The 15,217-nt window shown below is 43.7% G+C and carries 11 protein-coding genes, 3 tRNA genes and 1 pseudogene; 11 read left to right on the top strand and 4 right to left on the bottom strand.

Annotated features, from left to right (window positions below; genetic code table 11):
• Positions 1-67 precede the first annotated feature (67 nt).
• Positions 68-1,096 carry an N-acetylmuramoyl-L-alanine amidase gene (locus H1R16_RS09990; RefSeq protein WP_181886682.1) on the bottom strand — a complete coding sequence of 343 codons (1,029 nt, stop codon included), beginning with the start codon at positions 1,094-1,096 and terminating at the stop codon, positions 68-70.
• Between the two features lie 134 nt (positions 1,097-1,230).
• On the opposite strand from H1R16_RS09990, the gene H1R16_RS09985 reads away from it, so the two are divergent.
• The 4 genes from H1R16_RS09985 (at position 1,231) to H1R16_RS09970 (ending at position 2,803) form a co-directional block, all read left to right on the top strand.
• A tRNA-Ser gene (locus tag H1R16_RS09985) sits at positions 1,231-1,315 on the top strand.
• Positions 1,316-1,335: 20 nt separating this feature from the next.
• Positions 1,336-1,410 (top strand) — tRNA-Pro (locus H1R16_RS09980).
• A 47-nt stretch (positions 1,411-1,457) separates the two neighbouring features.
• Positions 1,458-1,531 (top strand) — tRNA-Arg (locus H1R16_RS09975).
• A 48-nt stretch (positions 1,532-1,579) separates the two neighbouring features.
• Entirely contained in the window at positions 1,580-2,803 is a 1,224-nt protein-coding gene (locus H1R16_RS09970) for a glycosyltransferase family 4 protein (protein WP_181886683.1), read from the top strand.
• Positions 2,804-2,807: 4 nt separating this feature from the next.
• Here H1R16_RS09970 and prmA read toward each other — a convergent pair whose 3' ends face one another.
• Entirely contained in the window at positions 2,808-3,638 is an 831-nt protein-coding gene (gene prmA / locus H1R16_RS09965) for a 50S ribosomal protein L11 methyltransferase (RefSeq protein ID WP_181886684.1), read from the bottom strand.
• A 136-nt stretch (positions 3,639-3,774) separates the two neighbouring features.
• On the opposite strand from prmA, the pseudogene ligA reads away from it, so the two are divergent.
• Both ligA and H1R16_RS09955 read left to right on the top strand, forming a co-directional pair.
• A pseudogene (gene ligA / locus H1R16_RS09960) lies at positions 3,775-5,779 on the top strand (NAD-dependent DNA ligase LigA).
• Between the two features lie 48 nt (positions 5,780-5,827).
• The gene (locus tag H1R16_RS09955; protein ID WP_181886686.1) at positions 5,828-8,356 is read left to right on the top strand and encodes a T9SS type A sorting domain-containing protein; all 2,529 of its coding nucleotides are present in this window, start codon (positions 5,828-5,830) and stop codon (positions 8,354-8,356) included.
• Positions 8,357-8,480: 124 nt separating this feature from the next.
• On the opposite strand, the gene H1R16_RS09950 is transcribed toward H1R16_RS09955, so the two are convergent.
• Positions 8,481-8,939 (bottom strand): hypothetical protein, encoded by a 459-nt coding sequence (locus tag H1R16_RS09950; protein WP_181886687.1) that lies wholly within the window; start codon positions 8,937-8,939, stop codon positions 8,481-8,483.
• 39 nt (positions 8,940-8,978) lie between these two features.
• On the bottom strand, positions 8,979-9,359 hold the full coding sequence (locus tag H1R16_RS09945; protein WP_228451382.1) for a hypothetical protein: 381 nt from the start codon (positions 9,357-9,359) through the stop codon (positions 8,979-8,981).
• A gap of 127 nt (positions 9,360-9,486) precedes the next feature.
• Here H1R16_RS09945 and H1R16_RS09940 point away from each other — a divergent pair, with 127 nt between their 5' ends.
• The 5 genes from H1R16_RS09940 to H1R16_RS09920 all read left to right on the top strand — a co-directional run bounded on the left by H1R16_RS09940 (position 9,487) and on the right by H1R16_RS09920 (position 15,216).
• Positions 9,487-11,469, top strand: a complete 1,983-nt coding sequence (locus H1R16_RS09940) for a heavy metal translocating P-type ATPase (RefSeq protein WP_181886689.1) — start codon at positions 9,487-9,489, stop codon at positions 11,467-11,469.
• Positions 11,470-11,477: 8 nt separating this feature from the next.
• Positions 11,478-11,804, top strand: a complete 327-nt coding sequence (locus H1R16_RS09935; protein ID WP_181886690.1) for a hypothetical protein — start codon at positions 11,478-11,480, stop codon at positions 11,802-11,804.
• Positions 11,805-11,925: 121 nt separating this feature from the next.
• A complete protein-coding gene (locus H1R16_RS09930; protein ID WP_181886691.1) occupies positions 11,926-14,070 on the top strand; it encodes a S46 family peptidase in 2,145 nt (714 codons plus the stop codon).
• 65 nt (positions 14,071-14,135) lie between these two features.
• Positions 14,136-14,666 (top strand): O-acetyl-ADP-ribose deacetylase, encoded by a 531-nt coding sequence (locus H1R16_RS09925; protein WP_181886692.1) that lies wholly within the window; start codon positions 14,136-14,138, stop codon positions 14,664-14,666.
• Positions 14,667-14,727: 61 nt separating this feature from the next.
• Positions 14,728-15,216, top strand: coding sequence for a hypothetical protein (locus H1R16_RS09920; protein ID WP_181886693.1), 489 nt, complete (start codon positions 14,728-14,730; stop codon positions 15,214-15,216).
• Position 15,217: the final 1 nt, after the last annotated feature.

The raw sequence follows: 15,217 nt of genomic DNA, 5'->3' as shown, positions 1-15,217 counted from the left end.
AAGCCTTTTTCAGAAAATAAAAAACGCATTCCCTTACGAAAATGCGCTTTAAATAATTTCCTTCATTTTATTTTTGTGGATACTTCTGCAGCAATGCCTGCAGGATAGCCCACGTTTCCATATCAACAATACCGTCTGATTTCTGTGGGCGGAAATGATACTGGAAAGCCTCTACAACCTTTCGGTTCTCGCTGTTCCAGGTGCCCGTAGGTATAATGTCATACCCAAACTGCTGCAGCATTGCCTGAACTTTCATAATGAATGTTGAACTGTTCTGTTCCGTTATGAAAGATTCCGGTGTTGTAATGGTCATGAAATTCATCATAGCAGCATCATCATACCACATTCCGATCTGATATTCGTCATAGAGCCTTTTCCACGGAAACAGCGGCCCCGGATCCTGCTTTCTGGTAGGTGCCACATCCGAATGTCCCAATACATTTGTAGGCGGAATCTGATACCTGTTTACAATATCCTTGGCAAGGGCAGCCACTTTTTTAAGTTGTAACTCATCGTAAGGAACAAAAATCCTGGCACCGGAAGCATCTGTAGTAAAGCCAGTGTTCACAATCTCAATTCCTATTGAGGTGTCGTTCAGATTTTTGTCCTTTCTCCAGGCACTTATGCCGGCATGATAAGCACGCTTGTTTTCATCAACCAGCTGGTAAATTTCATTATCACCTGTGGCATTCACCAAATAATGAGAACTTACAGCCTGTTGAGTGAGTACGGTTTTGGATTTATCCTCATCCAGTGCAGTGTAGTGCAGGATAACATATTTCTGGCGGAAGTTCTGGGCTACGGCCGGGAAATGGGTTTTAACAACATTATATCCTGCCGGTCTGGCACTTACAATAGAGCCGTGACTCATCGTGTTGTCGTTCTTGGTGATATCCCCAATGTTCTGTGTATAAAACTCGACTCCATGAGAAACGGTAAGGCCTGGTTTAGCCGGTGTGGCAGTCACAGGATTTTTAGTCTGGGTCTTTGGTACGGAGGAAGTTTTGGGCGGAGCCTTTCTTACTGTACTTCTTTTCTGAGATGTGCACGAGACGATTAAAGTGCTTAATCCAATGATATATAATGCCTTAGTCATGTTTCCCTGGTTTTATAATTTTATTTTATCAAAAATACGAAAATATTTAAGTAATTTTTTTTGGTTCGTAGCTAAAACAATTCTATATTTGCACTCGCAATTACAGAACAGAAGATCATCAAAATATTGCAATTGGAGGGTTGCCGGAGTGGTTAACGGAGCAGTTTGCTAAACTGTCGACCTGCAAGGGTCGCGTGGGTTCGAATCCCACACCCTCCGCAACCTTTGGAAAGTATACTCGGGGCGTAGCGTAGTCCGGTCATCGCGCCTGGTTTGGGACCAGGAGGTCGCAGGTTCGAATCCTGCCGCCCCGACTTTTTTTTATGAAATTCCTTCGGGAATTTTTTTTATTGGCACTCAAGGGTGCGTAGCTCAGCTGGATAGAGCATCTGCCTTCTAAGCAGACGGTCCCAGGTTCGAATCCTGGCGCGCTCACTTTAAAAGAGAAATCAGAAATGGTTTCTCTTTTTTTATTTTTGCCCCATGAAGCATCTTGTAATTATAGGCACTGTTTTTCCCGAACCCAATTCTACCGCCGCAGGCAGCAGGATGCTCCAGCTAATCTCTTTCTTCCGATCCAAAGATTATAGAGTTACATTTCTGTGCGCTGCTTCTCCTACTGAACACAGCGCAGACCTCAAATCCATGCATGTTGATACCATAGCGGTAAAACTGAATGACAGTTCGTTTGAGATGCTGCTAAGGCAACTGAATCCGGACACCGTCTTATTCGACCGGTTTACTACTGAGGAGCAGTTTGGCTGGAAGGTCGCTGAAGTAGCGCCGCAGGCCGTCAGAATCCTGGATACAGAAGACTTGCACTTCCTCCGCAAAGGAAGAGAAGAAGCCTTTAAACAGGATATTGAATGCGGCCTGAGCCTCCTGACGGGTGATATTTTCAAAAGAGAGATGGCCTCAATACTAAGGTGTGACCTGAGTCTCATCATTTCGGAATTTGAGATGGAACTGCTCACCAAAACTTTTAAAACAGATTCGCAACTGCTTCATTACCTGCCGTTATTCGCCGAAAATTCAAAAATAAGTCCTGATTATGGTGTCCGATGTAACTTCATAAGTATCGGCAATTTTCTGCACGAACCTAACTGGCAGACTGTTTTAAGAATCAAAAAAATCTGGAACGAAATCAGACGACAAATTCCGGCGGCTGAAGTTCATATTTACGGTGCCTATGTCCCGCAAAAAGCAATGCAGCTGCATAATGAAAGAGAAGGTTTTCTGGTTAAAGGCCGTGCAACAGAGGTAAAGGAAGTATTCAGTAAGGCCCGGGTACTGCTCGCTCCCATCCCATTCGGCGCCGGCATAAAAGGTAAGTTACTGGATGCCATGTCGCTTGGATTACCCAATGTAACTACAACAGTTGGGGCCGAAGCAATGCACCGATCTATGCCTTGGGGTGGTTATATTGCAGATAGTGACGCGGAGCTTATCGAAAAATCAGTTTTCATATACCAAAATGCGTCAGCATGGAATGCCGCACGAGATAACGGCTACAGAATTATCGGCGAAATGTTTAACAAAGATCTTTTCCTTTCGGATTTTTCGGCCAGATTAATTCAGATTTCCGAAAACTTAAGTGACCTGAGGGCTAAGAATTATATGGGGCAGATACTAAAGCACCATCAGTTTCAAAGCACAAAATATATGGGCAAATGGATTGAAGAAAAAAACCGCGGAACGCTTAATTAACTTCTTAATTTTTTTCCAGCAGCAGAGACATCCATTCCTCCCGCTGCTGCCTGTTTTTCAGTACCAAATTCGCTTTGGTGCAAACCTCCAGAATATCATCTACATCAAAAAAGCAAAGTCCGGACAGAAGGAGCTGTCCACCGCTGTTCAATACACCTTCGTAAGTTGGAATATCAGAAATAAGGATATTGCGGTTAATATTAGCCAGAATGATATCGAATTTTTCGCTTCCCAAATTATCTGCAGTACCTAATGATATATTGAGCTCCACATTATTCCTTACCGCATTTTCCTTTGAGTTCTCAACCGACCATTCGTCAATATCAATGGCCACAGTCCTGCCGGCACCTCTCTGTTTAGCGAAAATAGCCAGTACAGAAGTACCGCAACCCATATCCAAAACCGTTTTGCCGGTGAAATCCATTTCCAGCATTTGCTGGATCATCAGGTGAGTCGTAGGGTGATGTCCGGTTCCGAATGACATTTTTGGCTGGATTACAATTTCGTGAAGTTCCGGATTCGGCTCGTGGAACTCAGCACGGATAAGCACTTTATCGGCCACATAAATAGGTTCAAAATTCTTCTCCCATTCTTCATTCCAGTTAATGTTGGGCATTTCGCGATAGGTATAGGAAATCTTAATCTCCTCATTATTCATTAGTGCAATGTTGGAAAGTTCTTTTTCGTCAAAGATATCTTTAGGAACATAAGCCAGGATTCCCTCGTGTTCCTCGGTGAAACTGTCGAAACCCACTTCAATCAGTTCCGCCATAAGAATTTCGTTCCAGGGCTGTAAAGGGCTAATCTTAAAGTCGAATTCCAGATAGTTTTGCATTGCAGTAATTTTTTACAAAAATAGGTTTAATCATGCATCCTGCCAAGCACCAAACCCCCTGTACCTACAAAACCTCACCATCATTTTGCCGTGTCTAAATCTCAAGTTTGCTTATTTTTGCTGAAACGACCCTGCGATGACCGAAAATATTCAAAAAAAAATAGAAGACCTGCGAGCAGAACTTCATCAGCATAACTTTAACTACTATACTTTAGATGGGCCCACTATTTCTGATTTTGAATTTGATACGCTGCTGAAGGAACTTCAGGAGCTGGAAGCGAAGCATCCGGAGTTTTATGATGCCAATTCACCTACCCTGCGCGTGGGCGGTGCTGTGACCAAGAATTTCCCTACCGTAACGCATCAGTTCAGAATGTACTCTCTGGACAACTCCTATGATTTTGATGATTTGGAAGAATGGGAAAAACGTGTGCAGAAAACTTTGGATGAACCGGTGGAATTTGTAGCAGAACTGAAATATGACGGCGCTTCAATTTCGATCCTATACGAACACGGACTCCTGAAAGAAGCGGTTACCCGTGGCGACGGCTTCCGCGGCGATGAGATTACTCCAAACGTGAAAACCATTTCCGACATTCCACTGCAGATAAAAGGTGATTTTCCTGATAAATTCTATGTTCGGGGCGAAATTTACCTGACCCGAAAAAACTTTGACAAGATCAACAAAAGACGGGAGGAAGAAGGTTTTGACCCATTTATGAATCCCAGGAATACCGCGAGCGGAAGTCTGAAAATTCAGGATTCGGCCGAAGTAAGGAAACGCGGACTTTCATCAGTTATTTACCAGTTTATATCAACCGAAAACACAGCTACAACGCATTGGGAACTGTTACAGCAGGCAAAATCGTGGGGTTTCCGCATTTCGGAACAGATGAAACTTTGCAAAAATCTGGACGAAGTGAAAGAATTTATAACATTTTGGGATATAGAGCGGCATAGACTGGGATTTGATATTGACGGAATCGTAGTGAAAGTAAATAGCCTGAGTCAGCAGAAGCAGCTGGGATTTACAGCAAAATCACCACGATGGGCCACAGCGCACAAGTTCAAGGCAGAGAAAGTGGAGACTGAACTCCAGAAGGTTACCTACCAGGTGGGACGGACCGGCGCCATAACACCGGTGGCCAACCTGAAGCCTGTTTTGCTCGCTGGTACGGTAGTGAAAAGGGCCAGCCTGCACAATGAGGATATTATTGCAAAACTTGACCTTCACGAACATGATTTTGTATTTGTAGAAAAAGGCGGAGAGATCATTCCCAAGATTGTGGGCGTCAATCATGACAAAAGAGAAGCCGGCAGTTTGCCCATCCAATACATAAAAAATTGCCCCCGAATGCGGTACTGAACTGGTTAAGGTGGAAGATCAGGCCATCCATTTTTGCCCGAATGACCTGCACTGTCCGCCACAGGTGGTGGGTCGGATGATCCATTATGTCTCGCGAAAAGCCCTGAATATTGACAACCTGGGCAGCGAGACCATTGAACAGCTTTACCGTGCGAAACTCGTGGAAAACCCTGCCGATTTTTATGCCTTAACAAAAGAGCAGCTTTTACCACTGGAAAGGATGGCCGAAAGATCGGCCCAAAATATCATAGAAGGAATAGAAAAATCAAAGGAAATACCTTTCGAAAAAGTACTGTACGGAATTGGCATTAAGCATGTGGGCGAGACTGTAGCTAAGAAACTGGCCAAGAATTTCCAAAGTATTGAAGAACTGAAAAACGCTACGGCCGATGAGCTGGTTCAGGTGGAGGATATTGGAGGAAAGATTGCGATAAGCATCACTGCGTTCCTTCAGAATCCTGAAAACCTGCTGATGCTGGAGCGCCTAAAGGCGTATGGTGTACAGTTGGAAGCAGGCGAAAACACGAATGAAGTTCTGAGTAATACTTTTGAAGGCAAGACCTTTCTTTTTACCGGTAAACTCTCACTTTTCACGCGCGACGAAGCTGAAGAAATGGTAGAAAAACATGGCGGAAAAAATATTTCAGCGGTCTCTAAAAACCTTAACTATCTGGTGGTTGGTGAGAAAGCGGGCAGCAAACTTAAAAAAGCACAGGAAATAGGCACGATAGAAGTGTTGGATGAGCAGCAGTTTTTGGATTTGATAAATAAATAATATCTGGTATTGAAATATAATTATCTTTATCGGTGATAAAACTCACTGATGAAAAAAATCTACCTGTTCTTTCTAATCCTGCTTTTTGCAGGATCTAACGCACAAATCGTCAATATTCCGGATGCGAATTTTAAGGCAAAGCTCGTATCTGCAAATACTTCTACCAATCCTATTGCCTTCAACAGTGCCAATCAACCCATGGTTATTGACGCTAATGCGGATGGAGAAATACAAATATCTGAAGCTATTGCAGTTAGTAGAATTTCTTTTAATGGTAACTCCATGCCCATTAACAGTGTTGAGGGAATCCGGAGTTTTACCAACCTTACCCACTTATCTCTATATACCCTTAACATTACTACACTGGATGTAAGCGACTTACCATTACTTTCAAGTCTGCATCTTTCTGGATTGTCACAACTCACCAGTTTCAACATTGACAATTGCACCTCTCTTTTATCCTTCAATGTACAATACTGCGATGCGTTAAGCGATATCAATCTCATTTCTCCCACAATCACTCACCTCACTTTAATCTCCAATAATAATCTTTCAGGGATCAGCCTTATTATGTCCAATCTTGAGTGGTTCATTTTAAGAAATTCGGGTGTAGGCAACCTGAACCTATCCAACCTGAACGCGTTGACAAATGTTGAAATAAAGTCGAATCCTTTAATGACCGGAATTAATTTTCAGAATTCCAACGCAATTCAAGTGGCGAAGTTGGAAAATAATAACAATTTAGCTTCTCTAGATTTTTCCGGGCACACAAATCTGGGCTTATTGGACGTTCTGAACCATGCAAATTTATCGCAAGTAAACATTGCGGGATGTAGCGGTTTGGGTACCCTCAAAATAAAAAATAGCCCAAATCTTCTCAGCCTGCCTCTGGCTGCGCATCCGCAGCTGAATGTGATTGATATACAGACAACCGGTATAACTTCCTTAGATTTAATGGCGTTACCTTCTTTAGGTAATTTTAAAATCTACAATAGCCCTATAACCCTACTTGATTTAAGCCAAAATCCTAACTTGTGGCAGGTAGTGTGTGAAAATACTGCCGTACAGAATATAATTATTAAGAACGGTGCTTCTAATTTTCCGACTTTTTATTACAGTAATAATTCACAACTCCATTATATCTGTGCTGATCCTGAAGATGTAAATGCGGTCATTAACTCATCTGGTTACAATTCAAGCATCGCAGTAAATTCTTATTGTAGTTTTGTTCCCGGAGGTACTTATTACACCACCCAAGGAGCAACGAAATACGATCATGATACTAACGGATGCACCGGCAGCGACCCGTTTACCCCCCTTCAAAAATTTAATTTTACCAGTGGAACTGTAAGCGGCTCCATAACGGCAAACAATTCCGGAAATTACACGATCTCTGTACAAGCCGGTACGCACACAATCACTCCCGTGCTGGAAAACCCAACCTATTTTACCATTTCTCCGGCAAGTATCTCGGCAAATTTCCCAACTCAAATCAGCCCGCTTACCCAGAATTTCTGTATCACTGCAAACGGCAACCACAACGACCTGGAGAGCGTGATTATTCCAATAACCGATGCTGTTCCCGGTTTTACTTCAAAATATAGAATAATTTATAAAAACAAAGGTACCGCTGCCCAGTCCGGTAGCTTGGTTTTCAGTTATGATGATAATCTGATGAACTTTACCACTGCAACAGTTGCCCCAGCATCCCAGAGCACAGGTACACTGAACTGGAATTTCACCAATCTGCTGCCGTTTGAAGCAAGAGAGGTTACGGTAACGTTCACTTTAAATACGCCAACTGCTACGCCACCATTAACCGGCGGACATATCCTGAACTACACAGCCCAGGTAACCGGCGCAACCGATGAAACCCCGGCGGACAACAACTTTACACTGAACCAAACGGTGGTGAACTCCTTCGACCCGAACGACAAGACCTGTCTGCAGGGAACGGCCATTGCCCAGGCACAGGTCGGGGATTATGTACACTACCTGATCCGGTTTGAGAATACCGGAACCGCAAATGCACAGAACGTGGTGGTGAAAGATATCATTGATACCTCTAAATTCAACCTCAGTTCACTCGTAGCCGTGGGCGGAAGCCACAGTTTTGTTACCCGGATTACCGGTCCCAATACGGTTGAATTCATCTTTGAGAACATACAGCTGCCCTTTGCTGATGCCACCAACGACGGATATGTGGTATTCAAAATAAAAACGCTCGCCACCCTAACGGTAGGAAATGCCTTCAGCAATACCGCGAATATCTACTTTGATTACAATGCACCGATCGTAACCAATACCTACACGACTACCGTACAGTCAAACCTTTCCACAGCTGAAACGGTGACTGAAGAGTTCAGCATTTACCCCAACCCGGTGAAGGATGTGCTGCACTTTAAAACCAAAGAGCGAATCGTGAAGGCCGAAGTGTATGACCTGTCCGGCAGAATTGTCCGTTCTTCTGGCATCACCCAAAACGCAATAAACCTTTCTGAACTTCCAAAAGGTAATTACCTGATCAGGATTTACACGAAAGACCAGGTTATTATTAAGAAACTGATTAAAGATTAATCTCTTGATTACATAAAAAAGGCTGCTCAAAATTAGAGCAGCCTTCTTTAAAACATAAATTTAAACTTCTTTCAGCGGCGGCTTCGCCGCCGCCCCCGAAACCTTAGTCCAGGGAGGCTAATGACTAATGATTTACCTTAACAGCAATTTCATATAAATTACCGCGCATAAGGAATTTTATTCTCTCACGGGTGGTCACAGTATTAATCTCACCGTCCTTTACAATAATAATGCGGTCACCGGTGGCAATGTTTTGGTCAGCCATCCAGTCCTCGGGTAGTACATCGTCTTCCATGCGCTTCATATCTTCCAGAATATCCTGTGCCATGTCCTGGAAACCTTCATCGTGGCCATAATACACTTTATATTCGGGATCAAGCCCTACACGGAAAACACGTCTGTCCTGCATAAGTTTGCCTTCCTCATTTGGTGTCGGATTATCAGAACCGTCTGTAAAACCGACCTCAATAAGTTCACCTTGCTTTTCAGCGGCAAACTGTTCGGCTTCCTCATAAGTCTCAAAGTTTGTAACTACAGTATATCCTTCAAAAGTATATCTCTGTAATCTGTCTTCATCTTCCATAATAATATCTTTTTAATGTTTTATTTCAGGATTTGGGGATCAACCCTCTTTTTTCTCTTCTATTTCTTCCTTCACCTCATGCCACTCATTGTCTTTCAGTTTGGCCTCAATTTTCTCTACTTTCAGGCTTTGTCTCAGGTAGGCAAACAGGCTCATATATACATTGGCTATAAAGACAAGCGCGAAAAAGGAAATCAGATAGCCGCGCCAATCATCAAACAGCAGTTTATATTTTGTGACTATCAGGAACAGGGCCGAAACATAATGACTGAAACAGTATTCACAGGTGAACAGATAAAAGAATTTCCGGCTCAGCAGCTTTTTTTCTTCCTGTGACTTTTTCACGCAGTATTCCCGGGGTTCCCGGAAGATTTCCTCATGAGTCACTGTCCAGGCGACACATGCGATGGGTACAGCCAAAATTAAAAGCCACAACAGTTGTACGGAAAGAACCTCCATGATTAAGTTTCAGACTTAAATTCAAAAGTGATGCCATGAGAAATAGTGGTGCCGGTTTTGTATATTGCTTTAAACAAGCCAAATTACTATGTCAAAAGAATGCTGCAGTACAGAAGAAAATCCTCCGGAAGTTTCAGAGGCATCAGGAGCAACGCAGAGGCATACCGAAGATCATGATCACAGCCACGACCATGGCGATAAAAGTATCTTCCAGCTGTTTGTACCGGCATTACTGTCATTTGCGCTGCTGTGCCTGGGTCTGGTGCTTCAGTACTGGCTTAAGCCTGACTGGTTCAGCGAAGCATTCAGATTAGCATTGTATCTGGCGGCCTATATCCCCGTAGGTTTTCCCGTTGTTAAGGAAGCATTTATCGGCATAGAGCATGGTGATTTCTTTTCGGAATTCTTCCTGATGACCATCGCGACCGCGGGTGCATTTGCCATTGGCGAGTACCCCGAAGGCGTTGCAGTGATGCTTTTCTATTGTGTAGGCGAGGTTTTCCAGACAATGGCTGTCCAAAAGGCAAAACTCAACATAAAGTCTCTCCTGGACCAAAGACCGGACGAGGTTACCATTATGGAAAACAACATCCCGAAAAGGATTAAGGCGCAAAATGCTGCTGTGGGTCAGATCATCCAGCTCAAACCCGGCGAAAAACTGGCTTTGGACGGCGAACTGCTTTCGGAAACAGCCTCATTCAACACCTCGGCACTCACGGGTGAAAGCAAACCCAATACAAAGAGAAAAGGCGATATGGTCCTCGCAGGAATGATTAATCTGAACACCTTGGCGCTGGTCAAGATCAGTACGCCTTACGAAGATTCCAAACTGTCGCGGATCCTGGAAATGGTTCAGAACGCCACCTCACAAAAAGCTAAAACCGAACTCTTCATCCGCAAATTCGCAAAAATATATACCCCAATCGTGGTGTTTTTAGCCATCGCAATCTGTCTGCTGCCCTATTTCTTTGTAGCTGAATATGAGTTCCGGGACTGGCTCTATCGGGCGCTGGTGTTTCTTGTAATTTCCTGTCCGTGTGCCCTGGTAATCTCCATACCGCTTGGGTATTTTGGCGGAATCGGCGCCGGCAGCCGCAACGGAATACTGTTTAAAGGAAGTAACTTTTTAGATACGCTGTCCGGTGTGAAGCATGTAGTGATGGACAAAACGGGAACCATGACAGAAGGTGTTTTTAAAGTTCACGAAGTAATACTGCAGAAAGGTTTCGACAAAAAAGAAGTTTTACAGCATTTAAATACGCTGGAAAGTAAATCTAGCCATCCGATCGCGACTGCAATCCGTGAATTTGCCGGGCCTGTAATCCATACACAAGTAGAGGATTTTGAAGAAATTGCCGGACACGGATTAAGAGGGACACTGGAAGGAAAGGAATATCTCGCAGGCAATTTTAAACTGATGGAGAAATTCAACATTGCACATCAAATTGAACATTCAACCATTTCAGACACACTTGTTGCCATTGCCGTGGATGGGAAGTTCGCGGGTTACCTTACGATCGCCGACCAGATTAAAGATGATGCGGATTATGCGGTCAATGAACTCAAAAAACTGGGTGTAAGTATCACCATGCTAAGCGGCGACAAAACTGCAGTTGTAAAAGAGGTGGCAGCTAAAATCGGAATTATGAATGCCTTTGGTGATCTTTTGCCGGAAGACAAAGTAAATAAAGTTAAAGATCTTAAATCTGGCAAGGAAACTGTGGCCTTTGTGGGTGACGGCGTGAACGATGCACCGGTTGTGGCATTAAGTGATGTGGGTATGGCGATGGGCGGACTGGGCAGCGATGCTACTATTGAAACAGCCGATGTGGTCATACAGGACGACAGGCCTTCGAAGATTCCAATGGCGATAATAATTGGAAGGGAAACAAAAAAGATTGTCTGGCAGAATATCCTTCTGGCGTTTGGGGTAAAAGCCGTGGTCCTGATTCTTGGCGCCGGCGGTGTGGCAACGATGTGGGAGGCGGTTTTTGCGGATGTAGGCGTTGCTCTTTTAGCTATACTTAATGCCGTAAGGATACAGCATATGAACTTTACGAAAATCAAATAAATACGACGATGACAGAGGCAGAACTCTATTTCAATGAGCTGACTGAACAGATTTCAGATGCTATCCCGGGAAAAATGTTTGGAGCCCTGTGTGTAAAAATGCCCAACGGGAAAGCCGGAGCCATGTTTTGGCGGGATTTTCTGGTTGTTAAAATATCAGGAGAAACCCTGGGAAAGGCACAGAAACTTTCGGGAGTTGACGTTTTTACTCCGGCAGAAGGCAGGCCCATGAGCGGATGGTACACCATTCCCTACGAACATAAAAGGCATTGGAAGGAACTGATGGAATTTTCCTGTGCCACCGCAGAAAAACTTCCGAAAAAATCAAAGAAATAGCAGAAACGGGCCTGCTCTTTAATCAGTCCTTTCGCCAAGTCCTTAAAATTCCTTACTTTTAAGGCAATTTTGTGTGAGCCTAAGGCTCGTAATTTTCCAACTAAAAAACAATTCAGGATATATGATTAATACAAGAAAAGTGCTGATAGCCGCGCTGTTACTTCCGGCAGCGTTTGCTTTCGCACAGCAGTACGGCGGCATGTGGATTCCCACCGAGCTCAATGAAAAGGAAATGAAGCAACTGGGAATGAAGATTTCCGCAAAACAGATTTTCGACACCTCCAAACCCAGCATTAAGGACGCGGTAGTTCAGTTCAACGGTGGCTGTACAGCAGAAATAATTTCACCTCAGGGTCTTCTTCTAACCAATCATCACTGTGGTTACGGACAGATCCAAAGTCACAGCTCAGTTCAGAATGATTATCTTACGGATGGTTTTTGGGCAAAAAACATGACCGGTGAACTTCCTAATCCTGGGGTTACCGTTGATTTCATTGCGGACATTAAGGAAGTAACCGCGACAGTACTCGCCGGCACACAAAACCTTGATGCTAAAGCTGCTGAGGCAGTCATCAACAAAAATATCGAGACCGCTAAGGCCGGATTTAAACTGGAACCGTGGCAAAAAGTCGTTGTAAGACCCATGTACTACGGCAACAAATATTACGCGTACGTAATTGAAACGTACAAAGATGTTCGTTTGGTGGGTGCCCCGCCGTCCAGCATCGGTAAATTCGGTTCTGATACAGATAACTGGGTATGGCCACGTCATACCGGCGATTTTGCCATGTTCAGAATTTATGCCGATAAGAACAACAAACCTGCGGAATATTCTAAAGATAATGTTCCCTACAAACCCAAACATTTCCTGCCGGTATCAATAAAGGACAAGCAGGAGAATGATTTCACCTTCGTATTCGGCTTTCCGGGGAGAACTACGGAATACCTTCCGGCTATCGCGGTGGAAAAAGTAATGAATGAAACGGATCCGGCAATGATTTCGGTTCGTGAAGTGGCCCTGAAAACTCTGGATGCCAAAATGCGCGCCGATGCGGCTACCAGAATTAAATACGCCTCCAAATATGCCTCCATAGCCAACTACTGGAAAAAATGGATTGGCGAAGTGGAAGGTCTGAAAAAATCGGATGCCGTAGGCAAGAAACAGCGCTATGAGCAATCGCTAATTAACAAAAATGCTCAGATCAAACCTACGATTGATGGTCTGAACCGCCTGTATACAGAACAGGCGCCTTATGCCCTGAACCGTGCATATTATACAGAAGTGGTTAGAAATGCAGAGACTCTTACCCTGGCCAATCAGTATCTGAGTTTTATGCAGAATTATGAAGCCGGGAAAATAGACAGCAAAACAATGACGGCCTTTACAGACCGTCTCGCCGGATTCTACAAAAATTATAGCGGTGAACTGGATGCCATCGTAACTGCTGAACTTCTGGCTCTTTATGCCAACAAAACTCCGGAGAAATATCTGCCGGCCAACTTCAGTCAGTATAAAGACGATAAGAAGAACCTTGCCGTAATTGAAGAATGGTCTAAAAACTCCATTATCACCGGCAGAAAAGCCTTTAACGGAGCTACTGTAGATGCCGATATCAATAAAGTTTTTGCAAATCCAACGGAGCTGATCAAAACCCTGAAAAATGATCCGATCCTGAAACTGGCAGCGTCCATGAGGGAAGCCTATCTTTCTTCTACAGACGCCAAAGTTTCGTCACTGCAGGCAGAAATTGATGTGCTTCAGAAAAAATACATGGCGCAGCAGATGGAAACCGACAAAGACCGTCAGTTTTTCCCGGACGCCAACTCTACCCTGCGTGTAACTTATGGTCAGGTGAAGGGATCCAATCCAAGAGATGCTGTGACATATGGCTATCAGACCCATGTGGCCGGAATTATGGAGAAATATGTCCCCGGCGATTATGAATTTGATGTTCCAAAAAAACTAATCGACCTTTATAATGCCAGGGATTATGGCATTTACAAGGATAAAACAGGTGATGTTCCTGTAAACTTTACCGCGACCAATCATACAACAGGCGGAAACTCCGGAAGTCCTGCCCTTGATGCAAACGGTAACTTAATCGGTCTTAATTTCGACAGGCAGTGGGAAGGAACCATGAGTGATATCAACTTTGATCCGCGTTTCAGCCGTAACATTATGGTAGATACCAAATACATCCTCTTCATCATTGATAAATATGCCGATGCAAAATGGCTTATTAATGAGATGAAAATCGTAAAATAAGTTTTTCATAAATCATATCACAAATCCCGTGGCTTTTGTCGCGGGATTTTTTTTTAGCTTTGAGTATGATTGAATTAATTAAAGGAGATATAACCAAAATCACCTGCGATGCTGTTGTTAATGCCGCCAACAGTTCACTTCTGGGCGGCGGCGGAGTGGACGGCGCCATACACCGTGCGGGCGGCCCGGAAATCCTGGAAGAGTGCCGGAAGATTGTCGCAAGACAAGGCAGCTGCAAAACGGGCGAAGCTGTAATAACGACAGCGGGTAAGTTGCCGGCAAAATACGTGATCCATACTGTAGGACCGGTATGGAACGGTGGCAATAGTGGTGAAGACGAAAAGTTGCGAAGCTGTTATATTAATTCTCTGAACTTAGCCATCGAAAACGGCTGTAAAACAGTTGCCTTTCCAAACATCAGCACAGGGGTCTACGGATTTCCGAAAGACCGTGCCGCTAAAATTGCAGTTGCAGCGGTAAAGGAAGCTCTGAATAAATCAGAAATTAAAAAGGTGCTTTTTGTTTGCTTTGATGATGAAAACGTTAAGCAATACAGAGAATTACTGACCTCGCCAACCTGGAAATTTAATAGCTAAAAGTTGGCAGTTAGAGTCAAATACTTGTAAAGCCACCTCTTTTTGACTATTTTTAGGCAGAATGAATCCTGTTTATATAAAAGCTTCCCTAAAGGTTTTGCTTAAGCATTATCTGAAAGCTTACCTTCTCTTTACGCCGCTGCTTCTGATCTTTCTTTTCACAGAATCTCCGCGTGTGTTCATCACCTTTCTGGGAATTGCGTATTATGTGCCCCTTACAGTACTGCTGATCATTGAAATGATCCGTAACCGCGACAGGACTCTGATCGAAATGACAGAGAAAGGAATTACACTGAATAAACAAGATTTTTATGAATGGGATCATATTTATGAATTCCGCATCATTCACAAGACTGTTAAAACACGTACCCAAAGGCGCGGAACTACGGTTAGGAAGAAAAACCTCATCAGGATTAATGAGGAAAACTATAACTTCCACAACCGGTACCTTGAATTTACACCTGAGGAACTTTTTGAAGTCATCAGTATTTACCGCGACCGCATTGGAATACTTCAGATTGAAGACAGAACGTCAGCCGGGAAGTTTTGAG

Origin of the sequence: Marnyiella aurantia, assembly GCF_014041915.1 — a bacterium.
Taxonomy (GTDB): Bacteria; Bacteroidota; Bacteroidia; order Flavobacteriales; family Weeksellaceae; genus Marnyiella; species Marnyiella aurantia.
Note: the sequence above shows the minus strand (reverse complement) of the source record. Positions and strands in the feature narration are given on the sequence as shown.

Excerpts from the sequence above, each read along its gene's own strand:
- H1R16_RS09925 (WP_181886692.1), top strand. The coding sequence starts at position 14,136 with ATGATTGAATTAATTAAAGGAGATATAACCAAAATCACCTGCGATGCT.
- H1R16_RS09940 (WP_181886689.1), top strand. The coding sequence starts at position 9,487 with ATGTCAAAAGAATGCTGCAGTACAGAAGAAAATCCTCCGGAAGTTTCA.
- H1R16_RS09955 (WP_181886686.1), top strand. The coding sequence starts at position 5,828 with ATGAAAAAAATCTACCTGTTCTTTCTAATCCTGCTTTTTGCAGGATCT.
- H1R16_RS09920 (WP_181886693.1), top strand. The coding sequence starts at position 14,728 with ATGAATCCTGTTTATATAAAAGCTTCCCTAAAGGTTTTGCTTAAGCAT.
- H1R16_RS09950 (WP_181886687.1), bottom strand. The coding sequence starts at position 8,939 with ATGGAAGATGAAGACAGATTACAGAGATATACTTTTGAAGGATATACT.
- prmA (WP_181886684.1), bottom strand. The coding sequence starts at position 3,638 with ATGCAAAACTATCTGGAATTCGACTTTAAGATTAGCCCTTTACAGCCC.
- H1R16_RS09930 (WP_181886691.1), top strand. The coding sequence starts at position 11,926 with ATGATTAATACAAGAAAAGTGCTGATAGCCGCGCTGTTACTTCCGGCA.
- H1R16_RS09990 (WP_181886682.1), bottom strand. The coding sequence starts at position 1,096 with ATGACTAAGGCATTATATATCATTGGATTAAGCACTTTAATCGTCTCG.
- H1R16_RS09935 (WP_181886690.1), top strand. The coding sequence starts at position 11,478 with ATGACAGAGGCAGAACTCTATTTCAATGAGCTGACTGAACAGATTTCA.
- H1R16_RS09970 (WP_181886683.1), top strand. The coding sequence starts at position 1,580 with ATGAAGCATCTTGTAATTATAGGCACTGTTTTTCCCGAACCCAATTCT.